Below are 21537 nucleotides of genomic sequence, written 5' to 3'. Positions count from 1 at the left end.
TATGAATTTATTAATAATTTTAAATACATTTGCAGAAGGAGTAGCTTCTGGAATTACAGATAGTGGAGTTGCTTATTTAGGAGCAGCAATTGCAATTTTAACAGCAGGGTTTGCTGGTATCGGGCAAGGTTTAGCTGCAATGAAAGCCGTTGAAGCAATCGGGCGCCAACCAGAAGCATCAGGTAAAATCATGGGAACAATGGTTCTAGGACAAGCAATTGTTGAAACATCAGGTATTTACGCTTTAATTATCGCCTTTATTCTTACTACAAAATAATAAAAAGGAATGATGTAAATGGAGTTTTTAGATAAACTTATTGAACAACTAATGGAAGAACTTAGTTCTATATTTGAAAACTGGCAAATGATTGTTTGGCAATTATTAGCTACAGTTGTATTGTTTTTAGTTATTCGCTTTTTATTATGGAAACCAATTACTAATTATTTAGAAAAAAGACAAGAGGCTTTAAATAAAGAGCTTTATGAAACTAAATATGAAAAAGAACGATTACAACAATTAAAACAAGAAACAGTTAAAGAATATGAATTAGTAAAAACTGAAGCACAAGAAATTAAAAAAGCTCTATCTTTAGAAGCACAAGAAGAAAAAGAACATATTATTGCTGAAGCAAGATTAGAAGCTAAAAGACGTTTGGATCAAGTAGAATTAGATATTCAACAAGAAATCAGAGAATCTAACGATAAGATCAAAAAAATGATAAAAGAAGTAGCTTTCTCAGCTGCAGAAAAAATAGTTCAACATGAAATAGACGGAGATACATACGATGCTATGCTTGAAGAACTAATTGATGAGAGTCTATACTAAATGTTTGCAGAAAAGTATGCAGATGCTTTATTTGAAATAGCAGTAAAGCAACAAAAGTTAGATGAGTATGCTGAAGAATTTGATCGTTTTTATTCGTTAGTAAAAGATAATCCTAAATGGATAGAACTAATGGATTCACCTATTTTAAGGAAAGATAAAAAAAGGAAAATGATATTTGAACTTCCTTCTTTTAGTCCAATGTTTCTACAGTTTTTATCAACCATTGCGGAAAATGGACATATAAAATTTTATCAAAATATTTATGATAAATGGCTATCTTTAACAAGTGCTGAGCAAAAGATTGCCCACGTAACACTTTATACAGCAACCAAACCAACAAAGAAAAAACTAGATAGTTTAAAAGAAGAGATCAAGCCTTACTTTCCTGATCTAACTATTAAGTTTGATGTGATTATTGATAAGAGTCTAATCAAAGGAATCAAAATAGTCTATCAAGGAAAGAGTATTGATAGATCTGTAAAAAATCAATTAAGAAAATTAGAATCTAGTATTTAGGGAAGGAGGAATCATATGCCAAAAATTGACTTTGATCAAATGAGTGCCATAATCAAAAAGCAAATAGAAACTTACGAAGATGATATTGAATTAGAAAATGTCGGTAAAGTTTTAAGTGTAGGTGATGGAATTGCCATTGTTTATGGGCTAAATCAAGCTATTTTAGGAGAACTTGTAGAGTTTCCTCAACAAGTAAAAGGTCTTGTATTTAACTTAGAAACACACCATGTAGGGGTAATATTATTTGGTAATACAGATTTAATTAAAGAAGGGGATTTAGTTAAAACCACTAAAAGAATTTTTGAAGTTCCAGTAGGTGAAGGTTTACTAGGAAGAGTGATTGATCCTCTTGGAAATCCACTTGATTTAAAAGGAAGTTTAAAAACTGAAAAATCTTTACCTGTTGAAAGAAAAGCTGTTGCTGTAATGGATCGTGGTCCAATTAATGAACCGCTTCAAACTGGAGTTAAAGTCATTGATGCATTAGTTCCAATTGGTAAAGGACAAAGAGAATTAATTATTGGAGATAGACAAACAGGGAAAACTACGATTGCTGTTGATGCTATCTTAAATCAAAGAGGTAAGAATGTTGTTTGTATTTATGTAGCAATCGGACAAAAAGAATCGAATGTTGCAAATATTGCTCAAACTTTAAGCATCAAAGGAGCCATGGATTATACAATTATTGTTAATGCTGGAGCTTCACAAGAAGGAACAGTTCTATATTTAGCACCTTTTACAGGAATTACTATTGCGGAATACTTTATGGAAAAAGGTCGAGATGTTTTAATTGTTTATGATGATTTATCTAAACACGCAGCTGCATATAGAGAATTATCGCTACTATTAAAAAGACCGCCAGGAAGAGAAGCATACCCAGGAGATATCTTCTACCTACATTCTAGATTACTAGAAAGATCAGGTAAAGTTTCTGAAGCATTAGGTGGAGGAAGTATTACTGCCTTACCAATTATTGAAACTCAAGCAGGCGATATTTCAGCCTATATTCCAACAAACGTTATTTCTATTACAGATGGACAGTTATTCTTAGAAAGTAAGTTATTCTATTCAGGAATTAGACCTGCCATTAATCCAGGATTAAGTGTGTCACGTGTGGGTGGTTCTGCACAGTGGAACGCAATGAAAAAAGTATCTGGAACCTTAAGAATAGCCTTAGCTAACTATAGAGAACTAGAAGCTTTCGTACAATTTGGATCAGACTTAGATGCCCACTCTAAAAGAAGACTAGAACGTGGAAGAAGAACAGTTGAAATATTAAAACAAAATATTCATGATTTAGTTAATATGCCAGCTCAAATCGTTATTTTATATGCTTTATCAAAAGGTTATATGGATGACTTAACAATTAATCAAGTGAAAAATCTAGAAGCTGAAATAGCACAAGGATTATCACTTAATGAAAAAGGAAAAGAAATTAAACAAATTCTAGAAGAAACTCAAAAATTACCAGAAGATACCATTCTAGAAGAATTTATTAACCACATTAGGAGATTTATTTAATGGCTAGCTTGAAAGACATTGAAAGTCGTATAAAAGCTATTTCTAAAACATCATCCATTACCCAAGCGATGCACAACATAGCAGCTTCTAAACTTAAAAAAACAAATGAACTCTTAGATAGTTACTATCAATTTATGAAGGAACTTAATATTGTTTTATTTGATGTTGCTGCCAGACAAAGTAATCATAGATTTGTTAAAAAAGACACAAAGATGACCCCTAATAAACTTTATATTGTCATTACTGGAGATAGAGGTTTAGCAGGTAGTTATCATCAACAAGTTTTTAAGTATTTAGAAGAAATACAAAGTGCTGACACAAATCCTTTAAATCTTTTAGTTATAGGGAAAAAAGGATTTTATCATGCGCAAAAAAGAAAATACAATTTATTAAATACACAATACATATCAAGCCGTGATGACCTTGAAACAGTTTCTTATAATAGATATGTTGAAATTATCAAAGAAGAATTTTTAAAGGGTAATATTGATGAAGTGTATTTAGTTTATAATCATTATATTAATTCTGCATCATTTAAAGTTAAAAAAGAAATCTTACTACCAATACCAGTATCTCAAACAGCGGTAGAAAAAAGAAAAAATATAGATTTTGAATATGATAATAATCCTAAAGAAGTACTTGAAAACTTAATTGCAATCTATATTCAAAGTAGAGTATTTGGAGTCATGGTAGATGGTAAACTCAGCGAATTATCATCAAGAATGGTCTCTATGAAAAATGCTACAGATAATGCTAAACAAGTGATTAAAGAATTACAAATGGTTTATCATAGAGCAAGACAACAAAAAATCACTACAGAACTCATTGATATTGTTAATGGTTCGTTATTGTAGAAGAAAGGAGCTAAACTAGATGAAAGGTGAAATCGTACAAGTTATTGGACCGGTTGTGGATGTTTATTTTCCAGAAGAAGTGCCATTTATTAACAATGCCTTAACAGTTGAGGTAACAAAAGATGATATTAGAACACTTGAAGTTGCACTCCAACTAGGAGATCACGTTGTTAGAACAATTGCATTAGAAGCTACAGAAGGACTCTCTCGTGGTATGAAAGTAGAAGACACAGGTGCTGCTATTAAAGTACCAGTTGGTAAAAAAGTCTTAGGAAGAGTTTTTAATGTTTTAGGTGAAACAATTGATGGTGGAGAAAAACTAAGTATCAGACGTAAAATGCCTATTCATAAAGCACCACCTGCATTTCATGAATTAGGTGGAGAAATTGAAATATTAGAAACAGGTATTAAAGTAATTGATTTACTAGCTCCATATATTAAAGGTGGGAAAATTGGATTATTTGGTGGAGCAGGTGTTGGTAAAACAGTTTTAATCCAAGAATTAATTCATAATGTGGCCCAAGAACATGGTGGTATTTCTGTTTTTACAGGTGTTGGTGAAAGAACACGTGAAGGACATGATTTATATCATGAAATGAAAGAGTCAAAAGTTTTAGATAAAACAGCGCTTGTCTTCGGTCAAATGAATGAGCCACCAGGAGCTCGTATGAGAGTTGCTTTAACTGGACTTACAATGGCTGAATATTTTAGAGATGGAGAAAAACAAGACGTCTTACTCTTTATTGATAATATTTTCAGATTTATTCAAGCAGGTAGTGAAGTTTCTGCACTTTTAGGTAGAATGCCATCAGCGGTTGGTTACCAACCTACACTTGCGACAGAAGTTGGTAAATTAGAAGAAAGAATTACATCTACTAAATACGGATCTATTACATCTATTCAAGCAGTTTATGTTCCTGCAGATGACTATACTGACCCAGCACCAGCAACAGTATTTTCACATTTAGATGCTACTACTAACTTAAGCAGAAAATTAACAGAAGAAGGAATTTACCCTGCTGTTGACCCATTAGCATCTACATCACGTGCTCTAACTCCTGAAATTGTAGGAAATGAACACTATGATGTTGCAAGACAAGTTCAATCTATGATTCAAAGATATCATGAATTACTAGATATTATCGCTATTTTAGGGATGGATGAATTAACTGATGAAGATAAACAATTAGTTCATAGAGCCAGACGTATTCAATTATTCTTATCACAAAATATGAATGTTGCTGAACAATTTACAGGAATAAAAGGTTCATATGTTCCAGTCTCTGAAACTGTTAGAGGATTTAAAGAAATTATTGAAGGTAAGTGGGATCATTTACCGGAAGCCGCATTCTCAATGGTTGGTACAATTGATGATGCAGTTAAGAAGGCCTCAGAACTATGAAATTTAAAGTGACTGTTTATGATGGCGTTAGATACCAAGATGAAGTGAAATACGTAGTTGTTTCTAATCATGATGGAGAAACGGCTATTTTACAAAAACACGTGCCAATTATTTTAACTGTAGATAAAGGCTTTGTTAAATTAGTTTCAGAGGATTCAGTCTCATATTTAGTTTTAGAAAATGGAGTAGTGACCTTTAAAAATAATGAACTCAATGTATTGGCATTAGAAGCACAAATTGGACCAACTTATGAAAAAGCTAAAAGTGCTTTTGATAAGGCAAAAAAAGCTAATTTAGAAGAAGAGAAAAAAGATAATATTGACATGTCTAAATTAGAAATGGAATTAAGAGAAAGCATTATTAAAAGTGGTGCTGGAAGATTATGATAAACTACGTTGTATATTTTACTTTTTTGTTTCTAGGATTTGCCTTAGCCTTTAGAGTTCTTAGAACTTTAGAAATAGAAAAGTATTTTAAAAAAGGAAAAATAGCTGAAATTAATGTTGCTTACTTTATCATATCACTTATCACAGGACATCTTTTAGGAGAGTTTGCCTTAAGGGTCATCACATTATTTATGGAAAAATAAAAACGCACTTTAAAATGCGTTTTTTTATGATAATTGAGTTTCAATATGAAGTATTTCTTTTTCAAGTAGATGATATTCTTTAAACAAATGTTTAACATCATCTAGAATTGAAGGATCACCCTGGTTAAAAATAATTTTGTAGGTTACAAAGGAATCAAAAGTTTTATTAACAATAATCACTTTATTTTCTAATAATAAATCTACTTTATTAATAAGCGAATAATCAAAAGTAAACTCAGCTTGTTCATAGGCAATTTTTTCATAAAATTGTCCTATTTTCAATGTTTCTAAAGGACTTTTAGCATAAGCTCTAATTAAACCTCCAGCACCTAATTTAATCCCGCCAAAATACCTAATCACAACAGCGTAAATATTAGTTAAGTTCTTTTGTTTAAGGATTTCTAGAATAGGCACTCCAGCAGTTCTACTAGGTTCTCCATCATCATTAGCAGAGGCAAACTCACCATTTTTACCAAAAACATAAGCACTACAATAATGGGTTGCTTTAGGATAATCTTTTTTAATTTTAACTAGAATAGAAGGAATTTCATCAACAGATTCTATAGGAGTTAATACCCCAATAAAACGAGACTTATCAATCACTATTTCATGTATTATTTGTTCTTTTAAGTAAATCATATTATCACCATTTTTAGTATACCATAGTAAAGTGCTTCAAACATGTTTAAAAGTGAAAAGAAATTTGATATAATAGTAGGGACGATAACTCAAGTTAAGAGGAGAAAAAAATGGATATTAAAGTTGTTACAACTTCAACAGGATGTCTAGATTATTATTCTAAGCCACATGATGTGGACACTATTAGAATTAAAATCTTTTCTGATGGTAAAGAATATTTAGATGGCGACACAATGAAAGCTGAAGAATTTTATAAAATATTAAGAGCTAATCCAGAATGGGTCCCTAAGACTAGCCAACCTTCAGTTGGTGAAATGGTTAGTTATTTTGAATCATTAGCAGATAAAGGATATAAAAAAGCATTTGTTACAACTATTTCTAGTTCACTTAGTGGAACGATTAATTCAGTTACACAAGCAAGTTTACTAGTTTCAGATAAAATAGAAGTCACAGTGTATGACACAAAAACAGTTTGTTTTTCTGAAGGATATTTTGCTTTAGAGGCCGATAGACTTTTTAAAGAAGGAAAAAGTGTTGAAGAAGTAATTAAGTATTTAGATTACATGAAACAAAACAATACAATTTTCTTTGCTGTAGATTCATTAACTCAACTTGTTAATAACGGTAGACTTACAGGTGCGAAAGCTTTTTTGGTAAACTTTTAAAAATTAAACCAATTTTACAAGTTCAAGATACTGGACAAATTGTATCAGTAGAAAAAACAAGAAATATTAAAAAAGCACTGGCTATGATTGCTGATAAAGTGAAAGAATACACTAATGGTAGAAAGTATTTTGCACATATCTTATATACAGGTAATCCTAGTTTAAGAGAGTATTTCTTAGAAGTTTTAGATAAAGAACTGAATCTAAAAGATATTAATGAAGCTCCAGCTACTCCAGTTGTTGGTGCTCATATAGGTCCAGATGTGATTGGGATTGGTATCTTTTTAGAACCACTAGAAAAATAGTAGAAGGAACACATATTTTGTGTTCTTTTTTGTTAACATAGAAAAAGAAGGTAAAACAAACAATTACCTTAAAGAAACTTAGACTTTTAATGATATAATAGTAATGGTGAAAAACATGGAAAAATTAAAAAAAGCACAAAAAATAATTAGAATATTTAAACAAAAAGGATTTGAAGCCTTTATCGTTGGTGGAGCAGTTAGAGACTATGTCTTAAGACAACCTTTTACAGATGTTGATATTACAACGAATGCAAAGCCTTTTGAAATCAATAAGATGTTTAAGGCAAAACCTACGGGCATTAAATACGGAACAGTCACTGTCTTTTTTGAAGATGAAGAGTTTGAAGTGACAACTTATAGAATAGAAGAAGATTATCTTGATAATAGACATCCAAGTGGCGTAACATTTAGCGATACAGTCTTAGAAGATGTTAAAAGAAGAGACTTTAGAATGAATGGTCTTTTAATGGATGAAAAAGGTAATATTAAAGACTATGTCTTTGGTATTAAAGATATTAATGATAAAATTATTCAAACAATAGGTGATCCTAAAATAAGATTTGAAGAAGATAGTTTAAGAATTATTAGAGCTATCTACTTTCAATCAAAATTAGGCTTTCAAATACATAAAGAAACTAGAGAAGCTATGTTTGAAAATAGATTCTTAATCAATAATCTAGCAAACGAACGCATCTTAATGGAATTTATTAAAGTCTTAAAAGGTAAGTATTCTAAATATGCTGTAAAAACATTATTAACAACAGAAATTGCAGATTTATTACCAGGTATTAAAAAAGGGTTAGAGTATATTAATGAACAAAATTTGAGTTTAAGCGTTGATTTATTCTTTATCTTAGCATTTACCTTAAATGATAGTCAAGTGCCTTTAGAATGGAAATTTTCTAACAAACATAGACATAAATATCAAACAGTAAGTATGTTAGCAAAAACACATCAATCATTTGATGCTTATGATATTTATACATATGGATTAGAATATTGTATCTTAGCAAACAAAGTTAATTTTATTCTTAAAAAGGGAACGAATGATGAAAATAAAATTAATAAAATATATGAAAAAATGCCTATTAATAGTGAATTAGATTTAAAATTAAGTTCATTTGAGATGCTTGCAAGATTAGATAAAAAAGCAGGTGCTTGGGTAGGAAATATTAGAAAAGAATTAGTTGAAAAAGTGCTTCGTGGAGAACTTAAAAACGATAAAGACATATTATTAGAATATGTGATTGATAAAGTAGGTGAGTAATATGGAAAAAATAGCTGGTAAAAATTATACAGTTATTGGTAAAGTAGAAGGAATCAACAAAGGAACAAATTTTTATAATACAACAATCGGCACTGAAGAAGGATTACACTTAAATGTAAAACTAGATAATAATGAAGTCGGTTTACAAATAGGTAAGGTATACCAGTTTAAAGTAGTAGGGGTTCAAAAAGATGAAGAAGTCATTTTAGTTAATGAATCATTTGATTTAATAGAAAATGTTGTTGATGATGCTGAACTTGATAGACTGCTAAAAGTATTTTATCAATATGCACCTCTTGGATTATTAGAAATTAAAAAAGAAATTGAATCATTTTTACGCAAAATCAAAAATAAAATTATTAGAGATGTAACTAAAAAGATTTATGAAAATAATAAAAAAGAATTCTTTTTACATCCAGCAGCGACTAAATTTCATCATGCGTATTTTGGTGGATTAAGTTATCACACATTAACAATGCTTAAAATGGTTGATCCTTTTATAACTATTTACCCATATTTAAATAGTGATTTATTATATGCGGGAGTTATTTTACATGATATGGCTAAGATCGATGAGATTAGTGGTGTTGATGGTGAATATACAAAAGAAGGCCAATTGTTAGGTCACTTAGTTATGGGAACAATCGATCTTGATAGAGTAGCTAAAGAATTGGGATATGAAGACTCTGAAGAAGTATTAATGTTAAAACATTTAATTATTTCTCATCATGGCCAATTAAACTTTGGCTCAGCTAAGAAGCCTCAAACAGGGGAAGCTTTATTATTATGGTTCCTAGATACAATAGATTCTAAGTTTACTGTTTTAGGTGAACAATTAGAATTAATTGAACAAGGCTCATTTACTCCTAACATAGCTGTCTTAGATAAAGCAAGATTTTATAAAGATAAAATTAAAAAATAAGAAACGATATATATTAGAATATCACTAGTTAGTTTGTGGTATTCTTTTTTTATTTCATAAGATAAAAATAAAACCCTCACCTTGATAGATGAGGGTTAATTACTTTATTCAATTATATTAGTTGAAAATTGTAAACCAAGTACCATAAATAGCTTCAAATTGTGTATTACCAGTTTTAGCAGTTGTATATACTGAATTAGTTCTTGACGCATCAAATATTGAATAAGCGAAGAATTGGTTTCTATTAACTTCTAATAATGTTTGTAATCTAGCATTTAAATCAGCATTTGCTAATTTAATTTCTTTATCACCAAATAATACTTTTAATGTAATAAAGGTTGACATATTAGTTCCAGTGAACTTACTGTATACAGGTTCAAAGTAAGCAGTGATAGCTTCTTTAACTGAACTTGATAAGCTTTCTACACCAGTAGGTAATGCAGATTCTTTAATATAGATTGCAATTTGTTCATATGATAATGTTTCATTAGGATTTTTTGATGTTAAGTAAGCATCAGGATTAGTTGGATTCTTAATAGATGATACATAAGAATCAGAGTCTGATTCTTCTTTAGCTGATTTAGCTTCAAAAGTACCAGTAGTTACTAATGTATGCCATCCGAATGCTGTTTCTAGACCTAAATTAATAGAATCTTCTTTAGAACGTTTAGTAGTATCTAATTGAGGTAAAGCATTTTTATCAACTTCACTATTTAATAAATCATTGATTACATAATCATAGAAAGTAGAATCTAATTGACTTTCAGATGTAGGGAAGTTAGTTTCGTTTGTAATTGCGTTTAATGATTCATATTTAACTTTTAAGCCTAATTTTCTAAACTCAATGAATTTGTTAGCAATTGCATAATCTAGTTTGCCAGATAATAATTCATATCTAGTACTATCGTTATATAAAGTAGCAACTCCTTGTAGACCAGCAGTAAGATTAGAATAATTAGTTTCTGCAACTTCTTTTAATAATTCAATTAATTGAGTGACTTGATCCTCACCTTTATCATTTGAAACAGCTAACTTAGCTTTAACTTCATCTGAAAGAGTAGCAGGATCATCTGGTGAACCATCATTGTTAAAATCAACATATACTAATAAGTGACTTGCGTTAAGACCTTTATTGTTTTCATAAGCAAGTTTAGTAACATCAGCAAATTTAGCATAAACACCAGCATTTGCATAGATTGAATCAATATCTTCTTTAAATTGAGTTCTTAGGTTACCCATAACATATTGTTTTTCAAATGCTTCTTTATTAGATGATGCATTAAATGCAACAGTTAGGAAAGCATCTTGACCCATTGATTTTGGATATCCAGAACTTGCTAATCCATCAGAAGCGAAGTTATCTAAAGTAGCTTTGAAACTTGTTTCTAGTTCTTTACGTTTAGCATCAGTGATAGAATATTTTTCAGATAAGATTCTAGTTAAAAGAATATCTGAAGAAGTTGATAATCCATAAACTTTTTCTAATGCATCATATAAATCTTTTACAGTAACAGTAGTTGTGATATCTTTATCATCACGTTTGATTGTTAAAGTAGCTAAAGTGTTATTATCTTTAAATCCACCTTTAGCATTTAATGAATTACTGAAATTAAATAAGGTTCTAATCATTGGATCATATATTTCGATTTTAGCATCTTTATATAATTTTTCCATTTCTTCTTTAATATAAGTATCAGTTAACTTAGCATCAAATAATTCTTTATATATTTTCTCTTTATATTCTTTTGCTTTATCAGTATCAGCAAATACTTCTTTATCTTCATCATTAGCATCTTTTATTACAATATCTTTATCTTCATCAATTCCTAAGAAGTATACTAAGTAACGATTGCTACCATATAAAGAAACTGATTTAGAATAAGGTTTAACAACTGTTACGCCTTCTTCAGCGTCTTTTGCAGAATCTTTTAAGTTAGCAACAGCAGTTCTTAATTGAGTGTTAGCAGTAAATAATGTATCATCGTATTTATAAGTAAATTGTTTTGTTAATTCTTCTACATTTGTAGTGATATTAGAATAAGTATTTAATTCATTATAAATTTCAACGAATACTGATAGAACTTCTTCATTAGAAAGTGCAGTATCTCTTTCTATATTAATTGTATATTTACTATAGAAAGTAGCATATTCTGAAGATGCAGGATTAATACCATTAGTTTTCATTTCATTTGTAATAGTAATGTGTTCTTTATTTTCTAGAATAGATTTAGCATAAGCTTTTGAATCTTTGCTTACTTCAGTGCTTGTATTAGCTAATATGTCATTTAAAGTAGCAGCATCTGAGATGTTAGGTAATTTAAACCATGAACCGTCAGAGTTAGATTTAAGACCACGATTGTATCTTGCAATCTCAGCTTCTTTTTCATTGTCAAATTTAACGATTAAAGCAGAAACTGTGTTAAATTTACCTTTATAATCACTATTATATTTTGCAACCATTGCTTCATCAGTAATATAGTTTGCATCAGGTTTTGATTTACCTTTTTCAGTTTCTTGAAGTTTTGTTAGTTGAGCTTTAGCAAAAAGCTTTTGAGCATAAGCTAATTTGTAGCGATTTAATAATTTATCAGAATAATTAAATTTAAAATCTTTGTTATCATTTTCACTATCAAAGCTGTTAACTGCAGTAGATACAACATTAGATATTTCAGTAATTAATGCATCTTTTTCAGCAATTAATGATGGGTCAGTTAATACTAGGTTGTCTACATATTTGATAATTGATCTAGCACGTGAAACTTCAGATAATTTTGCAATAGTAGCAATATCTGTTTGTCCGAAAATAACTGAATTGATAGTTTTTTCTACTTCAATACGATCAGCATCTTTGGTAAAATCAATGTTAGATAGTTCAGATTCAAAAGTCTTTTCATCAAAGAATTTTAATAAATGATCATTAGCGTTATAACGTAATGCATCATATAATTCTTTTTGACTTACAGACTTACCGTTAATTTCAATGTAAGTTGTGTCGTTGCTAATATCCCCATAAGGTGTTTTATTCCCCGTTGAACATGCAGCAAGTATAAATATACTTAATACCGAAACTAATAATAATGCGAACTTCTTTAGTGTTTTTGTTTGACTCATTTTATCTGTTCACTCCTTAAAAATGGTTTTTATACAGTAAGTATAATATAGCATTTTTTAGCCTTTATTGCAAGATATTTCGCAATATAGCCTAAAGAACGTCTAATAATATTATACAGTATAATTAAATTTTTTTAACAATCGTATTATAATAAAAAATATTGGGCAATATATGGTAAAATAAGGCAAGGTGAGAATAAATGGAAATAAGAGTTTTAGCAAGTGGATCTAAAGGCAACATGACCTTAATTAAAGTGGGCGACGAATCTTTTTTTATTGATGCGGGTATTAGTATCAGTAAGGTTAAAAAAAAGATGGATGACTACTCTGAATCAATAGAAAAAGTAGAGACACTTTTTTTAACGCATGAACATTCTGATCATATTATCGGTCTTAAAGGACTATTGAAACTAAAGACTATTAAGAAGGTTTTTTTAACTGAAGGTACTTTAAAAGGATTAGGAAGCGAGCTTACTGAGTTATTACCAGAATTTGAAATCATTAAGGCAGATAAAGAATTTAACTATAATGGAGTAAGCATTTATCCTGTTATGTTGTCTCATGATGCAAATGAGCCTGTGGGGTTTATCTTTAAAAAAGAATTTAAAAAATTAGTTTTATTAACTGATACAGGATATGTTCATGAAAGTTACTATGAATTATTAAAAGATGCTCAAATGTACATTGTTGAGGCGAATCATAATCCTTCTTTATTAATGAATTCTAAAAGACCTTATTATTTAAAACAAAGAATTTTAAATGAAAAGGGGCACTTATCTAATTTGGATGCTGCTATTCTAATGAATAAAGTTATTGAGAATGATAAAAAAGCTGTTTGGGTGATTGCTCATATATCAGAAGATTGCAATACGATACAAGATATCGAAGAAGCTATTGTTTCAACTTTTGATACAACAAGTAAAGTAGAAGTTTACTTTAGTTCACAAGAAAGTTTAGATGTAATATTCATATGATAAAAGTTATTAGTGTTGGAAAAATTAAAGAAAAAGAACTCACAACTCTCATATCAAATTACTCGAAACAACTAAAGAATTTTGTTATAGTAGAAGTAGCTGATGGAAAATCAGAAGTTGATATGGAAAAAGAAGGAGAACGTATTTTATCTCATATAAACCCAAACGATTATGTTATTGGACTTATGATTAAAGGTTCACAATACGATAGTGTTGAATTTGCTCATAAGATAGATAAAATAATGACTTACCAATCTCCAGATATTTGTTTTGTAATAGGTGGATCATATGGCATTGATAAAAAGGTAATTGAAAGATTTAATGATTCAATTTCATTTTCAAAAATGACTTTACCCCATCAGTTAATGCGCTTGGTTCTAGTTGAACAAATATATAGATCACAGATGATTTTAAAAAATCATCCATATCATAAATAAGGAAAGGCAATATCTCTAAAGTTAGATATTAAGTGAAAAGATGATAGTATTTTGGGATTTTAATGGAACAATTTTAGATGACTTAGATTTATGTCATCAAATATTAAATGAGATGTTAGTAAAACATGGTAAAAAAGAAGTGACTAAAGAAAGATATTTAGATATTTTTACTTTTCCAATTAAAGAATATTATGAACTTGCAGGATTTGATTTTAATGAAGTTAGTTTTGAAACTTTAGCACTTGAATTTATAGAAAAATATCAAGAGGCAAGTCTCAGTTTAAAGATTCATGAAAACTTAATAGAAACAGTAAAGTATTTTAAAGAAAAAGGTTATACAAATGTTGTTTTATCAGCTTCTCAGCTAGATAATTTATTAGAACAAATGAAACATTATAAAATTGATCATTTGTTTGATGATATATTAGGGATTACAGATGTATATGCAGCATCAAAAGTACAAGTTGGGCAAGATTACATAAAGAAAAATAACTTAGAAAAAGAAGATAAGATAATGATTGGTGATACACTGCATGATGCACAAGTCGCTCTTTCTATGGGATGTAATGTCATTTTATATACTAAAGGACATCAAGCAAAATCAAGATTTAGTGGATATGAAACAATTGATAATTATAAAGAATTAATAAAATAAAAGAAGAGGTAATTGTTATGAGTAAAAAAAATGGTATTTCAAGTAAAGATAAAGCAAAGGGCTTTACAAAAGGATTTAAAGATTTCATTACTAGAGGAAATGTTGTAGACTTAGCAGTTGGGGTTGTTATTGGTGGGGCATTTGGTAAAATTATTACATCACTTGTAAATGATGTCATTATGCCACCGATTGCTTTATTATTAGGAAATGTTGAATTCAAGGAATTAAAATGGGTGTTAAGAAGTGAAGTCTTAGCAGATGGTACAGTTAAAGTGACTAATTCTATTAATTATGGTAATTTAATTCAAATGATTATAGAATTTTTAATTATCGCATTTTCTATTTATGCCGTTCTAACACTTATTATCAGAAGAAAACAATTTGAAGAAAAACTTGCAAAAGAAAAAGAAGCGCTTGAAAAAGTAGAAGAACCAAAAGAAGTAGTCATTCCAGAAGATATCAAATTATTAACAGAAATAAGAGATTTATTACAAAAAGAAAATAAAAAATAATTAGGAGATACTTATGTCAAAAACTGCGGTACTTGTTTGTAGTAATGCTGGATTAGATTATCTTGAATATCCAAAAGATATTGAGATTTTAAGATCAGTTGTTCAGTTTGGTGATGAATCATACCAAGACTTTACTGAAATAGATGCTAAAACATTTTATAATAGACTAGAAACAGATAAAGAATCATTTCCTAAAACAGCTTATATTTCATATGGTAAGATGATTGAAATATTTGAAAAATTAGAGAAAAATGGATATACAGATGCTTTTATTGTTACAATATCAACAGGACTTTCAGGACTAAATGCTGCTTTAAAAAAGGCAAGCGAAGAAGTGAAACTTAATGTAACAGTTTTTGATTCAAAAACAGTTGCTTATGCACAAGCCTATATGACCTTAAAAGCTTATGAAATGTTTAAAAATAATGAATCACTTGAAAATGTAATTAAAGAACTAGAATATATAAGAGATAATAATCAAGTGTTTTTTGCAGTTGACACTTTATTGTATTTAGTTAAAAATGGTAGATTAAGTAAAACATCAGGAACCTTAGGAACCTTACTTAAGATAAAACCGATTTTACAAATTACAAAAGATGGAAAAGTAGAATCATTAGAAAAAATTAGAACATTCCATAAAGCATTAGACCGAGTGATTGAACTTTACTTTGAAAAAACTGAAGGCAAAGATGTTATCACACATATTTCTCATGGTCATAACGATCCTGCAGTTGAGTATACTATTAAAAAAATTAAAGAAAAATACCCAAATAGAGAAATATTTACCTCTTATTTAACTCCTGTAGTTGGAGCACATACTGGACCAAAAGCAGTTGGTTTAGGATATATTATTAAAAAATAATAAAAATGTTTGTATTTTTTATAAATATATGATAGGATTATAACAAACATGAAAGAAGAAGGTTACTAAACATGTTAAATTTACAATTTTCTTATTACTTTTATTACTTCAAAAAATAAGGCATGCTAAGCATTCCTTTTTGAGCTATAGATAATAAGGAATGGTAACCAATAAGATAAAAAACACACTTATCCCTGGACTATTCCAGGGATTTTTTGTTTTATAACAAGGAGAAAAACAATGATTGTACAAATGAGCAGAGAAACAACCCCAGAACAAGTAAATAAGGTCAAACAGTTTATTGAAAATAAAGGGCTAGAAGTAAAAGATGTAAGTAGTAAAGATATTTTTGTATTTGGAATTATAGGTGATACAAAAACTATCAGTGCAGATTCATTAAAAGCTTTTGATGGTGTTTTAGAAGTAACTAAGATTTCTACACCTTATAAAAAGGCAAGCAGAAACTTTAAAAAAGAAAACACGATTATTACACTTAAAAATGGTCTTAAAATAGGTGATGGTAATTTTGTTACTATGGCCGGACCTTGTTCAGTTGAGTCAGAAGAACAATTAAGAATTATTGCTACTGAAGTTAAAAAAAGTGGCACACGTATTTTACGTGGTGGTGTATTTAAACCTAGAACTTCACCATATGCTTTCCAAGGATTAGGAATTGAAGGATTAAAACTTATGAGAAAAGTAGCTGATGAGCTAGGTATGGCAATTGTTACAGAACTTATGAGTAAAGAATACCTAGATGATTTTGTTAAATACACAGATATCATACAAATTGGTGCTAGAAATATGCAAAATTTTGATCTTTTAAAAGCAGTTGGTAAAACAAAAACGCCTATTCTTCTAAAAAGAGGCGCTTCCGCAACCATAGAAGAATGGTTAATGAGTGCTGAATATATTATGGCAGGTGGTAATGACAATGTGATTATGTGTGAAAGAGGTATTAGAACTTTTGAAAAATACACGAGAAATACATTAGATATTAGTTCAGTTTTAGCGATTAAAGAACTTTCACACTTACCTGTCATAGTAGACCCATCACATGCTGCTGGAAAATGGAGTTTAATAGAAGATTTAACTTTGGCAAGTCTTGCAGTTGGATCTGATGGAATGATTGTTGAAGTACATCATAAACCAGAAGAAGCTTTAAGTGATGGAGCACAATCACTAAAACCAGAAAAATATGAACATATGATGAGAAAACTTGAAGTATTGGGTACTGCTTTAGAAAAAAAGGTTTTATAAAATGAAAGTTTTTATTATAGGCTTAGGTTTAATGGGAGCTTCCTATGCTAAAGGTCTTTCTAAAAAAATGACTGTTTTTGGTTATGATAGTAATAAAGAAGTTACTGACATGGCTATGAAAGATGGAATCATTAAAAGTAATAATCTAGAACTAATAAAAGAGTGTGATTTAGTTATTTTAGCTTTATATCCTAAAGATAACATAGAATTTATCATAGAGTATAAACACTTACTTAATCACCAAATTATTACTGATCTAAGTGGTACCAAAGAATGGATGATAAGAAGACTTGAAGAAGAATTGCCAAGTACTGTTTCCTATATTTCTCATCATCCTATGGCAGGTAAAGAAAAATCTGGTTACACATATAGCGATGAAAAGATATTTAATCAGGCTAATTTCTTAATCATCCCTACTAAACTGACAAAAGATAACGATATAACAATCATAAAAAAACTAGCAGATACTTTAAACTTCGGAAGAATCACACTAATGACTGCTAAAGAACATGATGAGTTAATTGCCTTTACGAGTCAACTAACACATATTTTAGCAGTAAGTCTTGTCAATAGTGATACCCATAAACATACAAAAGATGCCACTGGAGACTCATATAGAGATTTAACTAGAATTGCTAAAATAAATGAAGTTATGTGGACAGAACTATTTTTAGAAAATAAAGAAAAGCTCATTACTGAGATGGACAAACTAATTGATGAACTACAAGTCATGAAACAATTAGTTGCTGAAAATAAAAAAGAAGCCTTAATTAATAAATTAAAAGCTTCTAGAGAAAAGAGGGAAACTTTTGATAACAATTAGTTTACCAACATATGATATTGAAATAGAACAAGGACTTTTAAATCAGTTGAATGAAAAAATAAAAACTATTTATAAGTATAATAAACTTTTTATTATTACAGATGAAACTGTGCATGAGTTATACCAAGAAAAAGTCAATCAGATATTAAAAGAATTTGAAGTTTATTGGATAAAAATTAAACCAGGAGAAAAGTCTAAATCCATTTTAGTGTATGAAGAAACAATTAATCACCTGATTGATTTAGGAATTAAAAGAAACCATCTTATTATCGCTTTAGGAGGAGGAGTTGTCGGTGACCTAGCAGGATTTATTGCCTCTAGTATATACAGAGGATTGCCTTATATCCAAGTACCAACAACTTTATTAGCACAAGTAGATAGTAGTGTTGGAGGAAAAACAGGGATTGATACTTCTAGAGGTAAAAATTTAATTGGTGCTTTTTATAACCCTAAATATGTTTTAATAGACCCTAATGTTTTAGAAACTTTAGAACCACTAGAATACGCTAATGGTATCGCAGAAATGATCAAATGTGGTCTTATTGGGAATAAAGAACTATATCTGCACTTAAAAAATAAAAAACCAATTACCAAAAAAGAAATTGCACAAGCAATAAATGTGAAAGTAAATGTAGTTAAAATAGATCCTTTTGATCAAAAAGAAAGAATGTATTTGAATTTTGGGCATACTTTTGGGCATGCTATAGAAAAAAGACATCACTATGAAAAATATAAGCACGGACAAGCAATTAGTTATGGTATGTTAATAGCATTAGAATTAGGAATACAGTTAGGCATTACACCAAACTATTTATATGATGAAGTTAAAGAAATGTTTCTTTACTATAAATTAATCAATGAACCTTTATTAGATAAAAAAGACTATCTAGATTTAATTGCCTTAGATAAGAAAAATATTGCAGATAAACTGCACTTTATCTTCATAGAAGACATAGAAAAACCTATTATAAAGCCAGTTAGGAGTACTGACATATGATTATTAAACCGAGTCCCTTAAGTGGAACAATAAAAATTGTATCTTCTAAATCCCTTTCACATAGATATATCATTGCAGCTGGATTATCAGAAGGTATGAGTAAAATAGAAAACGTCTTAGACTCTGATGACTTGACTGCTACTAAAAAGGCACTTGAAGCCTTAGGTGTTACTTTTTCTAATGATTTAGTTAGAGGAACATTTCCTAAACTTATGAATTCGACTATTGATGCATATGAGTCAGGCTCAACCATTAGATTTATGATTCCTATTGCGATGTTACAAGAAAAAGAAGTAACATTTATAGGACGGGCTAAACTACCAGAAAGACCACTAGACGTATTTGAAAAAATGTTTATTCCTAAAAATTATACTTTTAAAAAGCTAGAAACTAAGAACTTACCCCTATTGGTTAAAGGTCCGCTTAACCCAGGTGCTTATAGAATGCCTGGTAATGTAAGTAGCCAATTTTTAACAGGCCTACTATATGTATTACCTCTACTTCATGGTGAATCAGTGATTGAATTAACAACTGACTTAGAGTCAAGAGGTTATGTAGATTTAACTTTAAAAGTTTTAAAAGAATTTGGAATAAAAATAGAAGAAGTCAAAAATAAATATATTATTCCAGGCAATCAAAAATATCAAGCTCATGATGCATATGTTGAAGGTGATTTTTCACAAGCAGCCTTTTTCTTAGTGGCTGGAACTATTGAAAATGAAATTAGATTACAAGGTCTTAATAAAGATAGTTTACAAGGCGATAAAGAAATTATTTCAATTATTCAAAAAATGGGTGGAAAGATTACTTTTGAAAAAAATGATATCATTGTTCAAAAAGCACAAACTCATGGTATGACTATAGATTTAAGCCAAATACCTGATCTAGGACCTATTTTGTTTGTCTTAGCTGCTTTATCAGAAGGAACAACTCATTTTATTAATTGTCAAAGATTAAAAATAAAAGAATCAGATAGACTAACTGCTATGTATAATGAACTAAAAAAACTAGGAGCAGATCTTACTTTAGAAGAAAATGGGCTTATTGTTAATGGTGTAAAAGAATTTAAAGGAAATGTTACATTAGAAACTTATGGAGATCATAGGATTGCTATGGCTCTTGCGATTGCAAGTATTAGAGCAAATGCTCCAATTACATTATTAAATCCTGAAGTAGTCAATAAATCATATCCAACCTTTTTTGAAGAGTTTGAAAAACTGGGTGGAGATATAAAAATATAATTAAAAGGCAGTTTTGCCTTTTTGTTTTTGTATAAGCATTTATAGTGGTCCTAATTTTAAAATAAGCGGGGGATTTAATTGACAAGTAGTATGCCATACAGTATAATAAGTAATATGTAAATACGATTTTTAAAATAGGATGTGGATGCAAATGGAACTACAAGAAAATGAGATAATTAATTCTACTAACAGTATGTTTTATAATGAATCAATTAAAGTTGATAGAAGAAAAATAGCGGTTATAGTTCTATTAAGCGTAATTATAATGCTTTTTGCACTTAGATTTTTTAGGACAGAATCATTTGGAAAAATTGATATAAACCAAACGTTGATTGAGACAAAAAGAAAACCAAGTGCTGGGAGTCCTAATAATTATACTCCATGGGATAATGTAAAAATAGCAGCAGGTGTATTGGCAGATGCAACCTATTTTGAAGCAAAAACAACTGGAACTGTTAAAGCGATGGGGACAACTCAAACGCTGACATCTACAAGGGTAAAGTTTAATAATTCCTTATATACAAATTCTGTATCAGTTGGATCTTCTGACAGTATTATATCAGTGAAAACTGCTCAAGAAAGATATATACAAAACTTAAAGACTCCATCTATTTATATGTCAATTGGAAAAATAAGTAGCGAGAATAACGAAGTTTCTTGGGGCGATATAAATAATATTGAAACAACTAAATATTTTAATGATTATGGCTTATTGCCTGTGGGATTATCTAAATATAAAATGAATTCAAAAAATACTAAAGTAACAAAATTAAAATCAGATAGTAATTCATATACATATAAAGTTGTTCTTGATCCTAAAACATCAGTTGATAGCTATGCTAGAGAAGTAGCCTCAACAGCGGGGGCAAAAACTATTCCTAAATTTGAATCAATTGAATTAAGAATAACAATAGACTCAAATTGGAATCCGCTAAAAGTTGAAGTAGATGAAACATATGAAATTTTAATGTATGGAATACCCGCAAGAGTAAAAGGCAAAATGGTAGAAGTTATTGAGAATATAAACAAGAAAAACGAACCAAATAAAAATGCACAAAGATATATAGATTTTATAGAAAAGAACAAAAAAGACAAATAAATACGGCTATTGTCAAATACAATTACTAAAAAAAGTTGACATAGTGTATAGTATACAGTA

Annotated in this window: 22 protein-coding genes and 1 pseudogene; 21 read left to right on the top strand and 2 right to left on the bottom strand. The window is 29.4% G+C overall.

Annotation, left to right across the window (positions count from 1 at the left end; genetic code table 11):
- Nucleotide 1: 1 nt before the first annotated feature.
- The 8 genes from atpE to BN854_RS06210 are packed head-to-tail and all read left to right on the top strand — an operon-like array spanning nt 2 to nt 5708.
- Nucleotides 2-277, top strand: a complete 276-nt coding sequence (gene atpE / locus BN854_RS06245; RefSeq protein ID WP_030003698.1) for an ATP synthase F0 subunit C — start codon at nt 2-4, stop codon at nt 275-277.
- A gap of 18 nt (nt 278-295) precedes the next feature.
- Nucleotides 296-826 carry a F0F1 ATP synthase subunit B gene (gene atpF / locus BN854_RS06240; RefSeq protein ID WP_030003697.1) on the top strand — a complete coding sequence of 177 codons (531 nt, stop codon included), beginning with the start codon at nt 296-298 and terminating at the stop codon, nt 824-826.
- The gene (gene atpH / locus BN854_RS06235; protein ID WP_030003696.1) at nt 827-1342 is read left to right on the top strand and encodes an ATP synthase F1 subunit delta; all 516 of its coding nucleotides are present in this window, start codon (nt 827-829) and stop codon (nt 1340-1342) included.
- 15 nt (nt 1343-1357) lie between these two features.
- Nucleotides 1358-2863 (top strand): F0F1 ATP synthase subunit alpha, encoded by a 1506-nt coding sequence (atpA, locus tag BN854_RS06230; protein ID WP_030003695.1) that lies wholly within the window; start codon nt 1358-1360, stop codon nt 2861-2863.
- Nucleotides 2863-3717: an ATP synthase F1 subunit gamma gene (gene atpG, locus BN854_RS06225; RefSeq protein ID WP_030003694.1), complete on the top strand. Its 855-nt coding sequence runs from the start codon at nt 2863-2865 to the stop codon at nt 3715-3717. Before atpA ends, atpG begins: the two co-directional genes overlap by 1 nt.
- 19 nt (nt 3718-3736) lie before the next feature.
- A complete protein-coding gene (gene atpD / locus BN854_RS06220) occupies nt 3737-5119 on the top strand; it encodes a F0F1 ATP synthase subunit beta (protein WP_030003693.1) in 1383 nt (460 codons plus the stop codon).
- Nucleotides 5116-5505, top strand: coding sequence for a F0F1 ATP synthase subunit delta/epsilon (locus BN854_RS06215; RefSeq protein WP_030003692.1), 390 nt, complete (start codon nt 5116-5118; stop codon nt 5503-5505). Before atpD ends, BN854_RS06215 begins: the two co-directional genes overlap by 4 nt.
- Nucleotides 5502-5708 (top strand): DUF1146 family protein, encoded by a 207-nt coding sequence (locus BN854_RS06210; RefSeq protein ID WP_030003691.1) that lies wholly within the window; start codon nt 5502-5504, stop codon nt 5706-5708. Before BN854_RS06215 ends, BN854_RS06210 begins: the two co-directional genes overlap by 4 nt.
- Nucleotides 5709-5732: 24 nt before the next feature.
- On the opposite strand, the gene BN854_RS06205 is transcribed toward BN854_RS06210, so the two are convergent.
- Nucleotides 5733-6347 carry a YigZ family protein gene (locus BN854_RS06205; protein ID WP_030003690.1) on the bottom strand — a complete coding sequence of 205 codons (615 nt, stop codon included), beginning with the start codon at nt 6345-6347 and terminating at the stop codon, nt 5733-5735.
- 110 nt (nt 6348-6457) lie between these two features.
- Here BN854_RS06205 and BN854_RS08130 point away from each other — a divergent pair.
- The 3 genes and pseudogenes from BN854_RS08130 (at nt 6458) to BN854_RS06190 (ending at nt 9506) form a co-directional block, all read left to right on the top strand.
- Nucleotides 6458-7317: pseudogene (locus BN854_RS08130) on the top strand (DegV family protein).
- Between the two features lie 115 nt (nt 7318-7432).
- On the top strand, nt 7433-8584 hold the full coding sequence (locus tag BN854_RS06195; RefSeq protein ID WP_030003687.1) for a CCA tRNA nucleotidyltransferase: 1152 nt from the start codon (nt 7433-7435) through the stop codon (nt 8582-8584).
- A 1-nt stretch (nt 8585) separates the two neighbouring features.
- On the top strand, nt 8586-9506 hold the full coding sequence (locus BN854_RS06190; RefSeq protein WP_030003686.1) for an HD domain-containing protein: 921 nt from the start codon (nt 8586-8588) through the stop codon (nt 9504-9506).
- Nucleotides 9507-9623: 117 nt separating this feature from the next.
- On the opposite strand, the gene BN854_RS06185 is transcribed toward BN854_RS06190, so the two are convergent.
- Nucleotides 9624-12617 carry a hypothetical protein gene (locus BN854_RS06185; protein WP_030003685.1) on the bottom strand — a complete coding sequence of 998 codons (2994 nt, stop codon included), beginning with the start codon at nt 12615-12617 and terminating at the stop codon, nt 9624-9626.
- 200 nt (nt 12618-12817) lie between these two features.
- Between BN854_RS06185 and BN854_RS06180 the strand changes: the two genes are divergently transcribed.
- The 10 genes from BN854_RS06180 to BN854_RS06135 all read left to right on the top strand — a co-directional run bounded on the left by BN854_RS06180 (nt 12818) and on the right by BN854_RS06135 (nt 21477).
- Nucleotides 12818-13591 (top strand): MBL fold metallo-hydrolase, encoded by a 774-nt coding sequence (locus BN854_RS06180; RefSeq protein WP_030003684.1) that lies wholly within the window; start codon nt 12818-12820, stop codon nt 13589-13591.
- The gene (locus tag BN854_RS06175; RefSeq protein WP_030003683.1) at nt 13588-14028 is read left to right on the top strand and encodes a 23S rRNA (pseudouridine(1915)-N(3))-methyltransferase RlmH; all 441 of its coding nucleotides are present in this window, start codon (nt 13588-13590) and stop codon (nt 14026-14028) included. Before BN854_RS06180 ends, BN854_RS06175 begins: the two co-directional genes overlap by 4 nt.
- Nucleotides 14029-14068: 40 nt before the next feature.
- Nucleotides 14069-14683, top strand: a complete 615-nt coding sequence (locus tag BN854_RS06170) for an HAD family hydrolase (RefSeq protein ID WP_030003682.1) — start codon at nt 14069-14071, stop codon at nt 14681-14683.
- A gap of 17 nt (nt 14684-14700) precedes the next feature.
- Nucleotides 14701-15195, top strand: coding sequence for a large-conductance mechanosensitive channel protein MscL (gene mscL, locus BN854_RS06165; protein WP_030003681.1), 495 nt, complete (start codon nt 14701-14703; stop codon nt 15193-15195).
- 13 nt (nt 15196-15208) lie between these two features.
- Complete coding sequence (locus BN854_RS06160) at nt 15209-16057, top strand: DegV family protein (protein ID WP_030003680.1); 849 nt, start codon at nt 15209-15211, stop codon at nt 16055-16057.
- A gap of 240 nt (nt 16058-16297) precedes the next feature.
- Nucleotides 16298-17317 (top strand): 3-deoxy-7-phosphoheptulonate synthase, encoded by a 1020-nt coding sequence (gene aroF / locus BN854_RS06155; protein WP_030003679.1) that lies wholly within the window; start codon nt 16298-16300, stop codon nt 17315-17317.
- 1 nt (nt 17318) lies between these two features.
- On the top strand, nt 17319-18140 hold the full coding sequence (locus BN854_RS06150; RefSeq protein ID WP_030003678.1) for a prephenate dehydrogenase: 822 nt from the start codon (nt 17319-17321) through the stop codon (nt 18138-18140).
- Complete coding sequence (aroB, locus tag BN854_RS06145; RefSeq protein ID WP_030003677.1) at nt 18127-19137, top strand: 3-dehydroquinate synthase; 1011 nt, start codon at nt 18127-18129, stop codon at nt 19135-19137. The genes BN854_RS06150 and aroB overlap by 14 nt, the downstream gene beginning before the upstream one ends.
- Nucleotides 19134-20378 carry a 3-phosphoshikimate 1-carboxyvinyltransferase gene (aroA, locus tag BN854_RS06140; RefSeq protein WP_030003676.1) on the top strand — a complete coding sequence of 415 codons (1245 nt, stop codon included), beginning with the start codon at nt 19134-19136 and terminating at the stop codon, nt 20376-20378. The genes aroB and aroA overlap by 4 nt, the downstream gene beginning before the upstream one ends.
- 151 nt (nt 20379-20529) lie before the next feature.
- The gene (locus BN854_RS06135) at nt 20530-21477 is read left to right on the top strand and encodes a hypothetical protein (RefSeq protein WP_030003675.1); all 948 of its coding nucleotides are present in this window, start codon (nt 20530-20532) and stop codon (nt 21475-21477) included.
- Nucleotides 21478-21537 lie beyond the last annotated feature (60 nt).

Source organism: Alteracholeplasma palmae J233 (genome assembly GCF_000968055.1).
In the GTDB taxonomy this organism is placed as follows: Bacteria; Bacillota_I; Bacilli_A; order Acholeplasmatales; family Acholeplasmataceae; genus Alteracholeplasma; species Alteracholeplasma palmae.
Note: the sequence above shows the minus strand (reverse complement) of the source record. Positions and strands in the feature narration are given on the sequence as shown.

Coding starts and splice junctions, on each gene's coding strand:
- BN854_RS06190 (WP_030003686.1), top strand. CDS start 8,586: ATGGAAAAAATAGCTGGTAAAAATTATACAGTTATTGGTAAAGTAGAA.
- BN854_RS06180 (WP_030003684.1), top strand. CDS start 12,818: ATGGAAATAAGAGTTTTAGCAAGTGGATCTAAAGGCAACATGACCTTA.
- BN854_RS06185 (WP_030003685.1), bottom strand. CDS start 12,617: ATGAGTCAAACAAAAACACTAAAGAAGTTCGCATTATTATTAGTTTCG.
- aroF (WP_030003679.1), top strand. CDS start 16,298: ATGATTGTACAAATGAGCAGAGAAACAACCCCAGAACAAGTAAATAAG.
- BN854_RS06210 (WP_030003691.1), top strand. CDS start 5,502: ATGATAAACTACGTTGTATATTTTACTTTTTTGTTTCTAGGATTTGCC.
- atpF (WP_030003697.1), top strand. CDS start 296: ATGGAGTTTTTAGATAAACTTATTGAACAACTAATGGAAGAACTTAGT.
- atpA (WP_030003695.1), top strand. CDS start 1,358: ATGCCAAAAATTGACTTTGATCAAATGAGTGCCATAATCAAAAAGCAA.
- atpE (WP_030003698.1), top strand. CDS start 2: ATGAATTTATTAATAATTTTAAATACATTTGCAGAAGGAGTAGCTTCT.
- BN854_RS06160 (WP_030003680.1), top strand. CDS start 15,209: ATGTCAAAAACTGCGGTACTTGTTTGTAGTAATGCTGGATTAGATTAT.
- atpH (WP_030003696.1), top strand. CDS start 827: ATGTTTGCAGAAAAGTATGCAGATGCTTTATTTGAAATAGCAGTAAAG.
- BN854_RS06205 (WP_030003690.1), bottom strand. CDS start 6,347: ATGATTTACTTAAAAGAACAAATAATACATGAAATAGTGATTGATAAG.
- BN854_RS06215 (WP_030003692.1), top strand. CDS start 5,116: ATGAAATTTAAAGTGACTGTTTATGATGGCGTTAGATACCAAGATGAA.
- BN854_RS06135 (WP_030003675.1), top strand. CDS start 20,530: ATGGAACTACAAGAAAATGAGATAATTAATTCTACTAACAGTATGTTT.
- BN854_RS06170 (WP_030003682.1), top strand. CDS start 14,069: ATGATAGTATTTTGGGATTTTAATGGAACAATTTTAGATGACTTAGAT.
- aroA (WP_030003676.1), top strand. CDS start 19,134: ATGATTATTAAACCGAGTCCCTTAAGTGGAACAATAAAAATTGTATCT.
- atpG (WP_030003694.1), top strand. CDS start 2,863: ATGGCTAGCTTGAAAGACATTGAAAGTCGTATAAAAGCTATTTCTAAA.
- BN854_RS06175 (WP_030003683.1), top strand. CDS start 13,588: ATGATAAAAGTTATTAGTGTTGGAAAAATTAAAGAAAAAGAACTCACA.
- atpD (WP_030003693.1), top strand. CDS start 3,737: ATGAAAGGTGAAATCGTACAAGTTATTGGACCGGTTGTGGATGTTTAT.
- mscL (WP_030003681.1), top strand. CDS start 14,701: ATGAGTAAAAAAAATGGTATTTCAAGTAAAGATAAAGCAAAGGGCTTT.
- BN854_RS06195 (WP_030003687.1), top strand. CDS start 7,433: ATGGAAAAATTAAAAAAAGCACAAAAAATAATTAGAATATTTAAACAA.
- BN854_RS06150 (WP_030003678.1), top strand. CDS start 17,319: ATGAAAGTTTTTATTATAGGCTTAGGTTTAATGGGAGCTTCCTATGCT.